Here is a 16021-nt window from a genome sequence, read left to right as displayed (position 1 = left end):
GACCTGTTCGAAGGAGGCTCACCCCACCGCGCGACTCCTCCGGCGGGCTCGTTCGGTGACCGGGACGTTCGGAGGCGTCACCGGACCAGGGCACGCCGTCGAGCGGCTCCGTCCCCGTCGGGCGATGGGACGTCCGGTTCAAGGGTGGAGGGCGAGCCCCTTGAGCACCTTGTCGACCCCGTTGCGCGGCCCGTGCACCGCGAGCCCGACCAGGCGGAGCTCATCGGAGGGCACGGCGCGCACCGCGGCCCTGTTGTCCTCGTCGTTGTCGGTCTTGAACAGCTCCTCCGTGTACAGGGCCACCTCCAGCCCGCGTGCCAGCGCGCGGGCGTGTGCCGCGGCGAGGCCGGGGCCGTCCGCGGCGTAGACCAGGACGGGCTGGCGGAACATCGCCAGGTAGTGGTTGCCGGACCCGTCGGCGTACGGCTCGCCCATCACCTCGGGCCCGCCACCGGCCACGCCGCTCGCCAGGAACGCGGTGACGTTGAGCTTCTGCCAGACGGCGAGGTCCGCGCGCACCACAATGCCGATCTTCGTGTCGAAACGCATGTCCCGCAGCATCGTCGGACCCGTCTCGCCGGGTCTTGAACGCTCGTGCGGCACCAGAATGGATTCATGTCGGGTGACTGGTCGCGCTACTGGCGCTCGCCCCTGCCGGGGCTGGAGGCGATGCACGCCCACTTCGAGCGGCACACCTACCACCGGCACAGCCACGAGACCTACTCCTTCGGGATCACCGACGACGGCCGGCAGGCGTTCACCTGCCGGGGATCGGGCCACACGAGCACGGCGGGGATGGTGCTGGCGTTCAACCCGGACGACCCGCACGACGGCCGGGCGGCCGACGAGCTCGGTTTCACCTACCGGATCGTGCACATCGGCCCCGAGCTCGTCTCCGGTGCGCTGGCCGGGTTCGCGGGCCGCGCGGCCGGGCTGCCGCTGTTCGCCGAGCCGATCGTCCACGACCCGGTGCTCGCCGGAGGGCTGGGCCGCCTGCACGCAGCACTCCTCGGCGGAGCCCCCGCCCTGGTCGCCGACGAGCTGCTGGACGCGGTCATCCCCGCCCTGGTCCGCCGCGCGGCCCTCAGCGGCCCCGCCGCGAGGGGCCCGCGGTTCCGGGCGGGGAGCCGGGGTGCGGCGGGCGTCGCCGAGCGCGTGGCGGAACTGCTCGAGGACGACTACCGGACCGACCACACCGCCGACTCCCTGGCCGCCGTGTCCGGATCCAGCAGGTTCACCGTCTACCGGGCCTTCCAGGCGGTGTACGGGATGGCGCCGAGCGAGTACCAGCGGCAGGTCCGCCTGCGCGTGGCTCGCGGGCTGCTGTCGCGGGGCACGCCGATCGCGGACGTCGCCGCGGAGACCGGTTTCGCCGACCAGAGCCACCTGACCCGCTGGTTCGTCCGCTGGTACGGCATCACTCCAGGGGTCTACCGCCGTGCCGTCCGCTGACGGTGAATCGCCGGCCCGCCCGGACCATGGCCCACCGGATTCCTCCGGCGGGCTTCGCCTGCTGACCTGGACGGTCAGCGGCCGCCATCCCGGCGAAGGTCTCCGGCCACGGCTAGTCGATCAGTGAGCCGCAGCTGATGTTGGCGGTGGCGGCGGTCATGGCGCGAGCGCGGTCGGAGGCGACGAAGGCCGCCACGTTGCCCACGTCGTCGAGCGTCGCGGCCCGTCCGAGCATCGTCATCTTCTCGATTCCCTCGACGATCGCCTCGCGCCCCTCGAAGCCCTCGGGGAGGGTCTCGGGCACGCCGCCGGTGCGCAGGGTCACGACGCGCACGCCGTGCGGTCCGAGCTCGGAGGCCAGCTGCCTCCGCATGGATTCGATCGCTTCGAACGCGGCCTGGATGCCTCCCAGGTAGTGGCCGCGCAGCGGGTGGCCCGAGCCGCCGAACGCCAGGATCACCCCCGAGCCCTGCCGCCTCATGTGGCGGGCGGCGGCCCGCGAGGTCAGGAACATCGTCCTCACCGCGGTCACGACCGGTCGTTCGTAGTCTTCCAGCGACATGTCGGCCATCGGGGTGCCCTGCACATCGCCGTGCGAGATCAGGTTGAAGGACACGTCTATGCTTCCGGCCTCCGCCGCCACGGCGTCGGCGTGCTCGTCGACCATCCTCGCGTCCAGCGCGTCGACCTCGGCCGTCCGCGCCACCCCGCCCGCGGCGCGGATCTCCTCGGCGACCTTCTCCAGCCTCGCCAGGGTGCGCCCGGCAAGGAAGACGGTCGCCCCCTCACGGGCGAAGGCGCGGGCGACCGCGCCGCCGATGCCCCCGCCCCCGCCGTAGATCACGGCGTTCTTGCTCTCCAGCAACATCTCGTACCTCCTGTTTGGTGGTTCTCCCGTCCGGATGTCGAGCGCCGGAGCGGCCCTTCGCCCACGTGCCGGAACCGATGCGCCCGGCGAACGAGCCGGAGGCCCGGCCGCCCCGCCCCGAATCTCGCGCGCCCCTCAAGGGCAAAATAATCTTGTACATAAAATTTTATTTTGTCAATGGTCGGGTGACCTCTGGCACCCGATCGGACGCGGCGCGGCGGACCGGGGAACGCCGCCCCCCTTCCCCTGATCAAACGGCACATGCCGGTCATGTGCCGTTAACCACATTCACGGGTGGCCGTTCACCGGTGCTCCTATCGTCGAGATCACTTGGAAAGTGGTTCTGCTGATCCTCGCCCTGGAGGTTCGTTGATGGAACGCCGCACATTCCTTCGCGCCTCGGTGCTCGGCACGAGCACCCTGGCCCTCACCGGAAGCCTCTGGCAGGACGCCCTCGCGGCCCCGGCTCAGAACGCCGCAGGTCCCTACGGCCCTCTGCTGGCCGCCGACGCCAACGGCATCCAACTCCCCGCCGGATTCACCAGCCAGGTGATCGCCCGATCCGGTCAGGTGGTCCCCGGCACCTCCTACACCTGGCACAGCGCCCCCGACGGCGGTGCCTGCTTCGCCGACGGCAGCGGCTGGATCTACGTGTCCAACTCGGAGATCAACCCCGGCGGCGGCGCCTCGGCGATCCGCTTCGACTCCGCGGGCAACGCCGTCTCGGCCACCTCGATCCTGTCGGGCACCCGGCAGAACTGCGCGGGCGGCGCGACACCGTGGAACACCTGGCTGTCATGCGAGGAGGTCGACCGCGGCTACGTCTACGAAACCCGTCCCTTCGGCGGCGCGGCGACACAGCGCCCGGCCATGGGCCGTTTCAAACACGAGGCGGCCGCCGCCGACCCGGTCCGCAAGGTCGTCTACCTCACCGAGGACGAGACCAACGGGCGGTTCTACCGCTTCATCCCCACCATCTGGGGTGACCTGTCCTCGGGCACGCTGCAGGTGCTATGCGCGGGCTCGGCCACCTCGGGCTCCTTCACCTGGGCGAACGTTCCCGATCCCGACGGTTCTCCGACCGCGACCCGCAGCCAGGTCTCCGGGTCGAAGTCCTTCAACGGTGGCGAGGGATGCCACTACGCGGGCGACACCGTGTGGTTCACCACCAAGGGTGACAACAGGGTCTGGCAGGTCAACGTCGCCGCCGGCACCTACGAGCTCGCCTACGACGACAACCTCGTCAGCCCCGGCACCGCGCCGCTGACCGGCGTGGACAACGTCACCGGCTCGACCTTCGGCGACCTCTACGTCGCCGAGGACGGTGGCAACATGGAGATCTGCCTGATCACTCCCAACGACACCATCTCCCCGTTCCTGCGCATCAGCGGCCAGGGATCCTCGGAGATCACCGGTCCGGCCTTCACCCCCGCCGGCAATCGCCTGTACTTCTCCTCCCAGCGCGGCACGTCGGGTTCCTCCTCCGGGGGGATCACCTACTGCGTGACCGGCCCGTTCCGCACCTGAGGGACGGCCGGGCCGTGCGGCGCCGATCGCACGGCCCGGCCGTTCGGCGGTTTCTCGAATCTAGAGAGACTCTCTAGAATCGGCTACGATTTTGCCATGGGACCTACCGTCGTCATCACCGGTGGCAACCGCGGGATCGGGCTGGCCACGGCCGAGGAGTTCGCCCGCCGCGATCACCGGGTGGTGATCGTGGCCAGGAATCCCGCCGCGGCGGGCGAGGCCGCCCGGCTCGGCGCCGATCTGGTCGCCGGAGATCTCTCAACTTTGAAAGGGGTCCGGGCTGTCGCCGAGGCGCTGGCCGAAACCTGCCCGCGGCTCGACGTGCTGGTGCACAACGCCGGGGTCTGGCCATCGGCGCGGCGGCTCACCGAGGACGGGTTCGAGGAGTCCTTCGCCGTCAATCACCTGGCGCCCTTCCTGCTCAACCACCTGCTGGAGGATCGCCTGGCCAGGGTCGTCCAGGTCACCGCGGGCCTGTACGTCAAGGGCCGTGCCGACCTCGTGCGCACCCCGGCCGGTACGGACTTCTCTCCCCTGCGCACCTACGCCGACACCAAGCTCTGCAACCTGGCGCTGATGCCGCTGTGGGCCGAGCGCTGGAAGCCGCAGGGCATCACGATCGACGCCGTCCACCCCGGAGTGATCAGGACCGGGCTCGGCGACCGGGGCGGCCCGGTGGGGGTGCTGCTGAAGACCGCGAAGCTGCTGTGGAAGGCACCGGCCGACGGCGCGGCTCCGGTCGTACGGCTGGCGCTCGACCAGGCCGGCACCGGACGGTACTTCGACGTCGACCGTGAACTGCCCCTCGCCTCCGTGGCCGCTGACCTCGCGTGGGCGGGGAAACTGTGGACGCAGGCCGCGGAGCTGACCGGTGTCGCCTAGACAGCGGCGCGGCGAGGAGACCCGGGAGCGGCTGCTGGCGGCGGCACTGGACCTCTACGCGGAGAAGGGCGCCGACGGCTTCACCATGACGGCGGTGACCGCTACCAGCGGCGTCAGCGTCGGAAGCCTCTACCACCACTTCGGCAGCTTCGACGGGCTGGCGGCCGCCCTCTACGCGCGCTGCCTGTCCGACCTGCTCGACGCCGTCATCGCCGCACTCGACGCGGTGCCGCAGGGGCAGGAGGGAGGCCCCCGTGACGGCACGGAGGCGCGGGCCGCCGCCGGCGTCCAGGCCGTGGTCACCGGATATCTCGGTTTCACCCGCGAGCACAGGGCCGCCGCGCGCTTCGTCCACGCCTCCGCCTACGCCGACTTCCTGGCCGCGCACGTGGATCTGATCGCGGCGGAGAGGGAACCCAGGCTGACCTGGATCCTGGGCTGGCTGCGACCGTACGTCGAGGCGGGGCTGGTCGTGGGACTGCCCGACGAGTTGATCGAGATGCTGGTCGTCGGCCCGGTCGCGGAGACGGCCCGCCGCTGGCTGGCCGGGGCCCCCGGCATCGACCTGGACGAGGCGTCCCGGCTGCTTCCCGAGCGGATCTGGCGATCCCTGCGGGCCGCCGAGGCCGCAGAGGCCTCGGTGACGAGGTAGGAGAGGGCACGAGGTGCCAAGGGTGGAACGCCCCAAGGTGGCGTGAATCACTTGATCGTACGCATACGGCATTATCACCGCCCTGTTCATGTCTTTCGTACCCCTGTGGGAATTACCTCCTTGTGAAGAGTAAGGTTGCCCTGCCCTAATTTAGGTAAGGCTTTCCATCTCATGGAGTGACGGTGTTCGCCAGCTATCTCATCGGGTTACGCGAAGGCTTGGAGGGCGCCCTCGTCGTCTCCGTGCTCGTCGCCCTCCTCGTCAAAAGCGATCGACGTGACCGGCTTCCCCTCGTCTGGGCCGGGGTCGGCGCCGCTCTCGTGCTGTCGATCGCGTTCGGCGCGCTGCTCACCTTCACCGTCGCCCATCTGGAGCACCGGCAGCAGGAGTTGTTCGATGCGACGACCTCGCTGCTGGCCACCGTGTTCGTCACCTGGATGATCTTCTGGATGCGGGGTGCCGCCCGCACCATCTCCGGTGACCTGCGCGCCAAGCTGAGCGAGGCCCTGGAGGTCGGCGCGCTCGCGGTGGCCGTGATGGCCTTCCTCGCCGTGGCGCGCGAGGGCCTGGAGACCGCGCTGCTGTTCTTCGCCTCGGTGCAGGGCGCCACCACCACCGCCGTCCCGCTGATCGGGATCAGCCTGGGCCTGATCACCTCGGTCGTGCTGGGCTGGGCCATCTACCGCAGCGCGATGCGGATCAACCTGACCAGGTTCTTCACCTGGACCGGTCTCCTGCTGATCCTGGTCGCCGCCGGAATCTTCAAGTACGGCGTGCACGACCTGCAGGAGGCCGCCATCCTGCCGGGCCTGTCCACCTACGCCTTCGACATCAGCGGCGTGCTGCCCGCCGACTCCTGGTACGGCACCCTGCTGTCCGGGATGTTCAACATCACTCCGCAGCCGAGCGTGCTGGAGATGTTGGCATGGGCCGTCTACGCGGTGCCCACGCTTATCCTCTTCCTGCGACCGTGGCGTAGCCGCCCGACGCCCTCACCCGCCACCCCCTCGACCGACCCGCAGCCCGCGGGCTGAAACCGCCTGAACAGGACGATCATGCGTACTTTCCTTGCCATCGCCGCGGGTGCACTCGCTCTCACCGGCCTCGTGGCCTGCTCCTCCGAGCCCACCACGGCCACGGGCACGGGCGCCTCCGCCGCCCCGGCCAAGGGCGGCCCCGTCGCGGTGGCCGCCACCGACACCGAGTGCAAGGTCGCCGTCACCGAGCTGGCCGCGGGCACCTCGACGTTCGCGATCACCAACGGCGGTGCCAAGGTCACCGAGTTCTACGTCTACGCACCCGGTGACCGGGTCATGGGCGAGGTGGAGAACATCGTGCCGGGCCTGACCCGCGAGGTGATCGTCGAGCTGCCGGCCGGCAGCTACGAGGCCACCTGCAAGCCCGGCATGGTCGGCAAGGGTGTCCGCAGCCCGCTCAAGGTCACCGGCGAGCACAAGCCGCTCAGCGACGACGCCCAGCTCGCCGAGGCGACCGCCAGCTACAAGCGCTACATCAAGTCGCAGAGCGACACGCTGCTGATCAAGGCGCAGGAGTTCGTCGACGCGGTCAAGGCCGAGGACATCGAGAAGGCCAAGGCGCTCTTCCCGGTCTCCCGCACCTACTGGGAGCGGATCGAGCCGGTCGCGGAGATCTTCGGCGACCTCGACCCGGCCATCGACGCCCGGGAGAACGACGTGGCCGAGGGGGAGGAGTGGACCGGCTTCCACCGGATCGAGAAGGACCTCTGGGTCAAGAAGGACATCAGCAAGGACGGCCCGATCGCCGACAAGCTGATGGCCGACATCAAGACCATCGTGGAGCAGTCCAACTCCGCCGAGCTGTCGCCGGTGCTGCTGGCCAACGGTGCCAAGGGCCTGCTCGACGAGGTGGCCTCCGGGAAGATCACCGGTGAGGAGGACCGCTACTCGCACACCGACCTGTGGGACTTCGACGCCAACCTGCAGGGTTCCAAGGCCGCGGTTCAGTCGCTCCGTCCCGTTCTGGAGGAGCGCGCCCCCGAACTGGTGAAGACGCTGGACGAGAAGTTCGCCGGGGCCGAGGCCGCGCTCGGCGCGCACCAGAAGGGCGACGGCTGGAAGCTGCACACCGAGCTGTCCAAGGACGACCTCAAGAAGCTGTCAGACGCGATCAACGCGCTCGCCGAGCCGATCAGTAAGATCGCCGCGGTGGTGGCAAAGTAACGATCGTTCCAGGTGGGGGAGAGGTGCGATGAGCGAGCGGATCAGCCGCAGGAAGCTGTTCGGCATGGGGGCGGCCGGCGTGGCGGTCGCCGGTGCGGGTGTGATCGCGGTGCGTGGGATCGGTGACGAGCCCGCGCCCACCACGGTCGCCTCCGTCTCCGACGCGGTCCCCTTCTACGGCGAGCACCAGGCGGGCATCGTCACCCCGGCACAGGACCGGCTGCACTTCGTCTCCTTTGACGTCATCACCGAGAAGAAGGCGGAGCTGGCCGAGCTGCTCCAGGAGTGGACCGCCGCCGCGGCCAGGATGACCCAAGGCCAGGAGGCGGGCACCTTCGGCGCGGTCGGCGGCCAGCCGGAGGCGCCGCCGGACGACACCGGCGAGGCGCTCGGCCTGCCCGCCTCCGGGCTGACGCTGACCGTCGGCTTCGGTGGATCGCTCTTCGACGACCGGTTCGGGCTGGCTTCGCGCAGGCCGGCCGCGCTGGCCGACCTGCCGCACCTGCCCGGCGACGCGCTGCTGCCGGAGATCTCCGGCGGTGACCTGTGCGTGCAGGCGTGCGCGCACGACCCGCAGGTGGCGGTGCACGCCATCCGTAACCTGGCGCGCATCGGCTTCGGCCGGGTCTCGGTGCGCTGGTCCCAGCTCGGCTTCGGCCGCACCTCGTCGACCTCGCGCGCGCAGGCGACGCCGCGCAACCTGATGGGGTTCAAGGACGGCACGGCCAACCTCAAGCTGGAGGACGTGGCGCTGCTGAAGGAGCAGCTCTGGGTGGGGCCCGGTGACGGCCCCGACTGGATGGCCGGCGGCAGTTACCTGGTCACCCGCAAGATCCGGATGCTGGTCGAGACCTGGGACCGGGCACCGCTGGCCGAGCAGGAGCAGATCTTCGGCCGGGACAAGGGAGAGGGCGCCCCGCTGGGCAAGAAGAACGAGTTCGACCTGATCGACTTCGAGGCCAAGGGCCCCGACGGGAAGGCCCTGATCTTCGACGACGCGCATGTACGGCTCGCCCACCCGTCCCACAACGGCGGTGCGCACCTGCTGCGCCGCGGCTATAACTACGTGGACGGCTCCGACGGCCTGGGCCGGCTGGACGCCGGCCTGTTCTTCATGGCCTACCAGCGCGACCCCCATCGCCAGTTCGTCACCGTGCAGCGCTCCCTGGCGGGCAAGGACTCCCTCAACGAGTACATCAAGCACGTCTCCAGCGCCCTGTTCGCCTGCCCTCCCGGCGTACGCGACGCGGGCGACTACTGGGGTCGCGCCCTGTTCGCCTGACCACCGAGGCCGGGCCGGGCGTGATCAACCCCTTACCTCGAACCAGACGACTCGACCGGCTCCGCTCTCTTTCCAGCCCCAGGCCGATGACGGTTCCCGAACAAGCCGCAGACCACGGTCGTTCTCGCTGAGCGAGTCCACCCGTACGGGAACCTGCGGAATGGCGTCCGACGAGCCCTCGTCGATCACGTCCACATGCAGGGAGGAAGCCGGGTGCAAGGGCTTGCGGCGGGTGCGATCGCAGGGCTTCCGGCAAGGATGGGACGCCTGAAAAGAGGAAGGTCGGCGGTTCGACCCTGCCCCTGATCACCACACTTCACCAGCAAGAATGCCCCGGGCGGATCATCGCTCGGGGCTTTTTGATCTCCAGTGACAGCAACGCGTCGGTGATCAGGTGGTGCTTGCTGCCGGGCCGTCCGCGATCGACCGATCTGAGCTCCCTTTTAAGGCTTTGATGTAGGAGAAGCCCACCGCGACCCGGGAGAGGTCGGAAGCATGGGGCTCGACGTGAGGTCCAACCGGGTGAGCCATCTGGGGGAGGCGAGGGCTGCGATCGCTGCGGCGAGTATGGGAAGTCCGGCGACCAGAGTGGCGATCGGCGTCCATGGGGTCTCGAACGGTGCCCGTGGGGGCGGATCCCAGGCGATCGGGGCGGTCATGGGCCACGCCAGGAGCAGGCCGATGACGCACCCGGCGGATGCGCCCATCGCCGTTCCGCAGGCCGCGCTGAAGGCTGCTCGGCAGGTGACTAAGGACCGCAGGGTCGCGGCTGAGCCGCCGCTGACCCGTAGCAGGACGCGCCTCGATCCGGCCAAGCGGGTCGCGGTCAGCGCGCCGGCGAGGGCGATGAGGGCCACCGCTGCGACGAAGTACAGCCAGCCGGTCGGAGCTTGGAATCCCCGCTCCAGGTAGGTGACCGCGGTCTCGCCCAGTCGGCGGTCGAGCCGCTCCTGCTCGATCGCCGAGGTTCGATGAAAAGAAGGGTCGATGATCAGCTGCTCCGGCTCCAGATGGAAGCCGAGATCTTGTATGACCTTCGCGGGGATGAAGACTCCGCCCACACGGGGATCGGTGGGTCTGACGGTGATCGCCGGGATGGTTTTGGCGGATGGCGAGTGGTCGGTTGTGGAGAAGGTGTACTGGATCTGTGCTGAGTCGGCTTCTTCGTCGTCTGCCGTGACCACTACGGCTGTGCCCTCGTCGTAGGGGGTTGACGGATCTCCGGTGAGGTAGTGGAGCAGTGCCTGGTCGCCGATGTAGGCCTCCGTCCAGACGGAATGGTCGAAGGTCCGCACACTGAGGTAGCCGGTCTCGCGCTGGCGATTGTTCTGTGCGATGGGTGCGCCGGACAACTCGTGCTGGACGGCTGCTCGCACGGTGGCCGCCTGGCCTGCGGAGAACCCCTCCACGACGAGCGTGCTTGGCCGAGCCGGGGGTTGATACTCCGCCCTGGCCTGCGCCGTTACGGCAACCGCGATGATCATCACCGCGACTGCGACGGCAGTCGCGCTCATTGTCGTCGCCACTGCGGGAGCAGTTCGTGCAGGTTTGTCGGCCATGTGACGGGCTGCCAGCCGAAATGCCGGCGGCAGCCGTACGGCGTTTCGCCCGAGCACTCCCAGCAGCCATGGGGTGAAGGGTCCTAACCCGAGGATCAGCAGTGTTCCGCCCATCACGCCTGCCAGGGCGGTCATTGTTGACCCGAAGTCGTCATAGTGCTGGTCTTCATGGGTGGACCACGCCGTGAGCGCCATCACCACGATGCCGGCCGTCGACAGTGCCGCACCCCAGGCCAGGTGATGTCCATGCATGTGGCTATATCGGCCGCGAGGGGCTGATCGCGCCGCGAAGAGTACCGAGCCCCACACGAACGCCGCAGGGATGCTCAGCAGCACTGTAAAACCCACGATCGCTTCAAACATGGGGAAATGGTAGGCAGCTGTCACATGGGAAAGCAGTGACCTGGCCGGTGGCCCGTCTTGGCGGCGGTTTTCTCTACGCCCGCACGGTCAGCGCTACTCGGGACGCCTGAAATGCCAGACGCAGCGTGAAGGTATCCAATGTGAACAGGTCGGTGCCGTCCCAATTGCCCCAGTCACAGGCGGGGCGGTAGCCGCTGGGCCTCACTGACCACTCGTCGAAAACTCAGGGTGCACTCCGCCCCGCGGGAATCCTGCATGTCCGCTGCACGGTCCCGCCGAAGGTTCCGGCGAGGAACCACACATCCTCTGGCTGGTTCCGGTCGCAGAACTTCCCGGTCGTGTCCGCCACAGGGTTCGTGCTCTCGCCTTCTGAGGCAGCCCAGGTCCACCAGCGTCCCTGGATCGTCTCCGCCGACGAGGCGGTCGGCTTCGGAGAGGCAATTCTGTCCGCTTAGGACGGTCAATGGGCTGGGCGCGACCTGAGTGGGCCGGGTAGGGTGGCGGTCAATAGCGATGACGGAGACGAGTAGCGCCTCGATCACCGGAGTCGGAGAGAGCCGCCGGCAGCTGCGAAGGCGGACTCCGGCCGGGGTGCGAAGACCCTCCCGAGCTGCGGGGAAGAACGGCCTCCGGGCCCAGTAGAGTCCCGCCGAATCGCCCACGTCAAGGGTTTGCAGAGGCCACGCCGCACAAGCCGGCGGCGTGGCGAAGGTGTGGTGGCACCGCGAGGATCCCGCTCGCCCACGCCTCTCAGGGGACGCGTTGCGAACCAGAGGAGGTCACCACCATGCAACGCATCCTGTCCACCCAGCTGTCCGCGCACGTCGGTGAGACCGTACACGTCGCGGGCTGGATTCACCGTCGCCGACTGCTGAAGTCGGTCGCCTTCCTGATCCTGCGCGACGCCGCCGGCCTGACCCAGGTCGTGGTGTCCGAGGAGGCCGTCCGCGCTCGGCTGGAGGCCCTGCCGGAGGAGACGACGGTCTCCGTCGTCGGCATGGTCACTGTCGAGCCGTCCGCGCCGGGCGGCGTCGAGATCACCTCGCCGGTGATCGAGGCACTGACCGACCCCGCCGAGCCGGCCCCGTTCGACCTCTACCGGCCCGACCTGCGCGCGAGCCTGCCGACGATGCTCGACCACGCGCCGGTCGCGCTGCGCCACCCGAAGCTCGCCGCCACCCACCGCATCGGCGCGGCCGCGGTCGGCGGCTTCCGTACGGCGCTCGAAGCGATGTCGTTCGTCGAGATCCACACCCCGAAGATCGTGGGTACCGCGACCGAGAGCGGCGCCAACGTCTTCAAGCTCGACTACTTCGGCCGTCCGGCCTACCTGGCGCAGTCCCCTCAGCTCTACAAGCAGATGATGGTCGGTGTCTTCGAGCGGGTCTACGAGGTCGGACCGGTCTTCCGCGCCGAGCCGAGCGACACCGCCCGCCACCTGGCGTCGTACATGTCCCTCGACGCCGAGATGGGCTTCATCGAGGACCACCGCGACGTCATCGCCGCGTGCCACGCGACGGTCGGGGGCATGCTGGCCGGCATCCGCGCGTCGGCCGGTCCCTCACTTGAGCTTCTCGACGTCACCATGCCCGCGCTGACGGAGAGACCAGTGGTGGTGCACTTCACCGACGTCCTTGAGATGATCAGTAAGGAGACCGGCCAGGACATCACCGCCGAGCCCGACCTCGCACCGGCGCACGAGCGCTGGATCGGGGAGTGGGCCCTGCGCGAGCACGGTTCGGACTTCGTGTTCGTCGAGGGCTACCCGACCGCGCACCGCGCCTTCTACACCCATCCGGACCCTGCGCGGCCCGGCTACTCGCGCGCGTTCGACCTGATATTCCGGGGCCTGGAGCTGGTCAGCGGCGGCCAGCGGATGCACCGGCACGCCGACTACGTGCGAACGCTGACCGCGCGCGGCGAGAGCGACCTGTCGGCGTACTCGGGATACCTCGACGCGATGCGCTCCGGCATGCCGCCGCACGGCGGCTTCGCCTTCGGGCTGGAAAGGTTCATGGCACGCCTGCTCGACGTGCCGAACATACGCCAGGTCACCCTCTTTCCCCGCGACCTGCACCGGCTCGCTCCGTAAACGACCCGCTTGTGGCCGAGGTGGGGGAGGCCGGCGTCCCGGACGATGGTGGGATCAGGTCCGTGGACGCCGGCCTTTTGTACGGTCCACGCCCGGCACGGGGGAGCCGTCGGCGTGGACCGGCTCCGGAATCAGCGGGAACGCGGGGACGGTCCCGTCTGCCCGGAGATCCGGGAAGGCTGTGGCTGCTAGGGGCGGGTGGGAATCTGCCAAGACCCATGCGACCTTCGATGCGGAACGCGTGGTCGCGTACGGCGGACCGGGGCCGATAATGCGGCCGGCCCGGGAGAACCGGCGGCCGAGCACGTCGCACACGCACACCAAGATCGGCGGCAAGAGCGTGCTGGTACGAGGGCTGAACGTGCCCGCCTCCACGCTGTCCACCCCGCTGGCCGTCCCGGTCGTGCCCGGCACCCGGTTGCGCGGCGGGAGCGTGAACGCTGAATGAGGATTGGGCGGTCAGATGTGCTACTGATGCACGATGGGGAGCGTAAGTATCGGTAGAAGTCGGCGGATCCTGGTTGCGGCCGTCGTGGTGATCAGGCTGGTCGTCCTGGACACCCGGATTTCGCCCTGCCGCCGCCTCGAACCCTCCTGACCTCCATGCAGTGGGTTGCGCTCGTCCTCGCCATGCTGATCGTGTACGGCGCGGCTGTACGGCGCACCGCGGAGGCGGCCGGGGTGGTGGCGCTTGCCTTTGTCGTCATTACGGGTGGGGTCTCCGGCTTTCTGGGGTGGCGGGTCCGTGATGTCGTCGGGAGCCTGTTGCTGGCCGCCGGATTGGCCGCGGTGGCGTGGGCGCTGGGGCGGTGGCGGCGGCGGGTCCTTGCCAAGCGGGATGCGCTCGCCGCCTTTCTGGCGGGGGTTGAGGCAGTGCCCGCGACGGCTGCCGCGGTGGAGCGGCTTCGGCTGGCCGGCGAGTTGCACGACACCGCGGCTCATCGGCTCACCGGCATCGTGGTCGGCGCGGCCTCAGCGCTGCGGCTGGGGGACGCGCGGCTGGTGGCGTCTGCGCTGGAGCACGCGGCGGCTGAGGGGCGGCTGGTGGTGAGGGAACTGGCCGCGCTCACGGATGGCGTTCCCAGGGTGCCACGGTTGGCCGACGTCGACACGCTGGCCGGACCCGGGGTGGTGTACCGCAGGACGGTGGACGAGGTGCGGGAGGAGGTGGCGGCGGTCGCGTACCGGGTGGTGCGGGAGGCGCTGACCAACGCCGCCCGATACGCGCCGGGCGCGCAGGTGCGGGTGGAGCTCGCCGCCACCGACGGAGACCTGGTGGTGACGGTGATCAACCAGGCCGGGGAAAGCGGCAGGGTGGAGGACGGCTTCGGGGCGGGAAAGGGGCTGGCCGGGCTCAGGGCGGCCGTGGCCGAGTGCGGAGGAACGCTGACCGCCGGCCCCCAGGGTGATGGGTGGGCCGTGGTGGCGTCCTTCCGGATGACGACACGGGGGCGGGGGAGGAAGGACGGGTGGCGAGGGAGGCGGGGGGCGGATTGGGCGTTGGCGGCGTTGGCCGTCGGGTTGTCGGTCGGGACCAGCCTGCTCGACAGCGACCCCGCCGACCTGTTGCTTCTCCTTCCCCTCTGCACCCTCCACGCACTACCGCTCGGCTGGCGCAGACGGGCACCCGGCTTCGCACTGGCGGTGGCGCTGTCGATCTACCCGGTGCTGGTGGCGACGCGAGCCGTACCGCCCGCGGGAGATGTGTTCCTGTGGTGCTCGTGGGTGGAACTGGCGCTGCTCTACGCCATCGGACTAAGCGGGAAGGGCCTTCCCGCTTGCCTGGGCATGGCGGCGGTAGGTGGGCTGGCGCTGGCGGCCGGCCCGGGGATCACGGGCAATCGGCTGGGCGCGTGGGTGGTGCTGAGCCTGGGCGTCACCGTGCCCGCCGTCACCGCCTGGGCACTCGGCGCGGCCGTCGCGACGATCCGGGCGCGGCGGTCGGTCGGGGAGGCGCAGGCGCGCACGGCGACGGGTGAGCTGACGGCGGCAGCCGTACGAACGGAGCGGGACAGGATCGCGGGCGGCTTGCGGCGTACGGCGATGCGCCACGCGGAGGCGGTCGTGGCGGCGGCAGATGCGGGCAGGCTCGCCGACGCGCTGGCCGAGGCCAGGGGTGGACTCACCACACTCAGAGACCTGCTCGAAGAGCTGGGCGAGACGGGAGATCCGGCCCCTACGCTGGCTGGAGTAGCGGCGCTGGCCTCCCGCAAGGGCGCCATCGTCAAGTTCACGGGCGAGCGCCGCGAGGTGGACCCGGCGGTTCAGGTGGCCGCGTTCAGAGCGGCAGAGCAGTTCTTCGAGCACGGCGACGAGGTGACCGTGGCCTACCTGAACGGTGGCGTAAGCATTGAGGGCAAGGCCACGGCCGGGCTCCGAGACCTCGCCGACGCGGTTGGAGGGGAACTGATCACCATGGCTGATGGCACGATACGGGTATGGCTACCCGAATGATCACCATTCTTGTCGCCGACGATCAGGCGGTCGTGCGGGCGGGCATAGCAGCCGTCCTGGACGCCGAGCGCGATATGACCGTGGTGGGTCAGGCGGCCGACGGGCAGGCGGCGGTCGAGCTGACTCTCCAGTCGCGCCCCGACGTAGTGCTGATGGACGTCAGGATGCCCGGCCTCGACGGCCTGCGGGCCACGGCGCGCATCACCGCCGAGGTGCCCGGGACGCGGGTGGTGGTGCTGACCACGTTCGGGCTGGACGACTACGTCTTCGGCGCGTTGCGCGCCGGCGCCGCCGGGTTCCTGCTGAAGGACGCGGAGCCCGAGCGGGTGATCGACGCGGTCCGGGTGGTCGCAGCCGGAGACGCCATGCTCGACCCAGGCATCACGAGGCGGCTTATCGACCGATTCGCGCAAGAGCCGCCGCCGTACAACGGCAGCACGGGCGTGCTCACGCCGCGCGAGACCGAAGTGCTCAAGCAGGTCGCCACCGGCTTGAGTAACGCCGAGATCGGCGCGGTGCTCGGCATCAGCCCGGCCACCGTCAAGGACCACATCGCGGTGATCCTCGGCAAGCTCGGCGTACGCAACCGCCTTCAGGCCACCATCGCCGCGTACGAGACGGGCCTGGTCCGCCCCGCCGCGCGGCGGGGGAGCAGTCCGTTCTGACGGAGGAAGAGCCGGGCTCCTCGC

Annotated in this window: 14 protein-coding genes; 11 read left to right on the top strand and 3 right to left on the bottom strand. The window is 69.7% G+C overall.

Annotated features, from left to right (window positions below; translation table 11 throughout):
- Nucleotides 1-138 precede the first annotated feature (138 nt).
- Nucleotides 139-549, bottom strand: coding sequence for a DUF2000 family protein (locus ABT130_RS25775; RefSeq protein ID WP_350959385.1), 411 nt, complete (start codon nucleotides 547-549; stop codon nucleotides 139-141).
- Nucleotides 550-615: 66 nt separating this feature from the next.
- Here ABT130_RS25775 and ABT130_RS25770 point away from each other — a divergent pair, with 66 nt between their 5' ends.
- A complete protein-coding gene (locus ABT130_RS25770; RefSeq protein ID WP_350959382.1) occupies nucleotides 616-1452 on the top strand; it encodes a helix-turn-helix transcriptional regulator in 837 nt (278 codons plus the stop codon).
- A gap of 112 nt (nucleotides 1453-1564) precedes the next feature.
- Here ABT130_RS25770 and ABT130_RS25765 read toward each other — a convergent pair whose 3' ends face one another.
- Nucleotides 1565-2320 (bottom strand): SDR family NAD(P)-dependent oxidoreductase, encoded by a 756-nt coding sequence (locus tag ABT130_RS25765; RefSeq protein ID WP_350959379.1) that lies wholly within the window; start codon nucleotides 2318-2320, stop codon nucleotides 1565-1567.
- 372 nt (nucleotides 2321-2692) lie between these two features.
- Between ABT130_RS25765 and ABT130_RS25760 the strand changes: the two genes are divergently transcribed.
- The 6 genes from ABT130_RS25760 to efeB all read left to right on the top strand — a co-directional run bounded on the left by ABT130_RS25760 (nucleotide 2693) and on the right by efeB (nucleotide 8864).
- On the top strand, nucleotides 2693-3847 hold the full coding sequence (locus ABT130_RS25760; RefSeq protein ID WP_350959376.1) for an alkaline phosphatase PhoX: 1155 nt from the start codon (nucleotides 2693-2695) through the stop codon (nucleotides 3845-3847).
- Nucleotides 3848-3943: 96 nt separating this feature from the next.
- The gene (locus ABT130_RS25755; RefSeq protein WP_350959374.1) at nucleotides 3944-4729 is read left to right on the top strand and encodes an SDR family NAD(P)-dependent oxidoreductase; all 786 of its coding nucleotides are present in this window, start codon (nucleotides 3944-3946) and stop codon (nucleotides 4727-4729) included.
- Complete coding sequence (locus ABT130_RS25750) at nucleotides 4719-5381, top strand: TetR/AcrR family transcriptional regulator (RefSeq protein WP_350959371.1); 663 nt, start codon at nucleotides 4719-4721, stop codon at nucleotides 5379-5381. The genes ABT130_RS25755 and ABT130_RS25750 overlap by 11 nt, the downstream gene beginning before the upstream one ends.
- Nucleotides 5382-5563: 182 nt before the next feature.
- A complete protein-coding gene (gene efeU / locus ABT130_RS25745) occupies nucleotides 5564-6415 on the top strand; it encodes an iron uptake transporter permease EfeU (protein ID WP_350959368.1) in 852 nt (283 codons plus the stop codon).
- A gap of 21 nt (nucleotides 6416-6436) precedes the next feature.
- Entirely contained in the window at nucleotides 6437-7582 is a 1146-nt protein-coding gene (efeO, locus tag ABT130_RS25740) for an iron uptake system protein EfeO (RefSeq protein ID WP_350959365.1), read from the top strand.
- Nucleotides 7583-7610: 28 nt separating this feature from the next.
- Nucleotides 7611-8864, top strand: coding sequence for an iron uptake transporter deferrochelatase/peroxidase subunit (efeB, locus tag ABT130_RS25735; RefSeq protein WP_350923920.1), 1254 nt, complete (start codon nucleotides 7611-7613; stop codon nucleotides 8862-8864).
- A gap of 443 nt (nucleotides 8865-9307) precedes the next feature.
- Here the strand turns inward: efeB and ABT130_RS25730 are convergent, their stop codons facing one another.
- Nucleotides 9308-10786, bottom strand: coding sequence for a hypothetical protein (locus ABT130_RS25730; protein WP_350959362.1), 1479 nt, complete (start codon nucleotides 10784-10786; stop codon nucleotides 9308-9310).
- 787 nt (nucleotides 10787-11573) lie between these two features.
- On the opposite strand from ABT130_RS25730, the gene aspS reads away from it, so the two are divergent.
- From aspS to ABT130_RS25710, 4 genes are all read left to right on the top strand, one after another.
- Nucleotides 11574-12878, top strand: coding sequence for an aspartate--tRNA(Asn) ligase (aspS, locus tag ABT130_RS25725; RefSeq protein WP_350959359.1), 1305 nt, complete (start codon nucleotides 11574-11576; stop codon nucleotides 12876-12878).
- Nucleotides 12879-13119: 241 nt separating this feature from the next.
- The gene (locus ABT130_RS25720; RefSeq protein ID WP_350959356.1) at nucleotides 13120-13326 is read left to right on the top strand and encodes a hypothetical protein; all 207 of its coding nucleotides are present in this window, start codon (nucleotides 13120-13122) and stop codon (nucleotides 13324-13326) included.
- A 155-nt stretch (nucleotides 13327-13481) separates the two neighbouring features.
- The gene (locus ABT130_RS25715; protein WP_350959353.1) at nucleotides 13482-15332 is read left to right on the top strand and encodes a sensor histidine kinase; all 1851 of its coding nucleotides are present in this window, start codon (nucleotides 13482-13484) and stop codon (nucleotides 15330-15332) included.
- A complete protein-coding gene (locus ABT130_RS25710; RefSeq protein ID WP_350923976.1) occupies nucleotides 15329-15997 on the top strand; it encodes a response regulator in 669 nt (222 codons plus the stop codon). The genes ABT130_RS25715 and ABT130_RS25710 overlap by 4 nt, the downstream gene beginning before the upstream one ends.
- Nucleotides 15998-16021: the final 24 nt, after the last annotated feature.

It is taken from the genome of Streptosporangium sp. NPDC001681 (assembly GCF_040298085.1).
In the GTDB taxonomy this organism is placed as follows: domain Bacteria; phylum Actinomycetota; class Actinomycetes; order Streptosporangiales; family Streptosporangiaceae; genus Streptosporangium.
The sequence above is the reverse complement of the archived record's forward strand: the minus strand, read 5'-3'. Positions and strand labels throughout refer to the sequence as shown.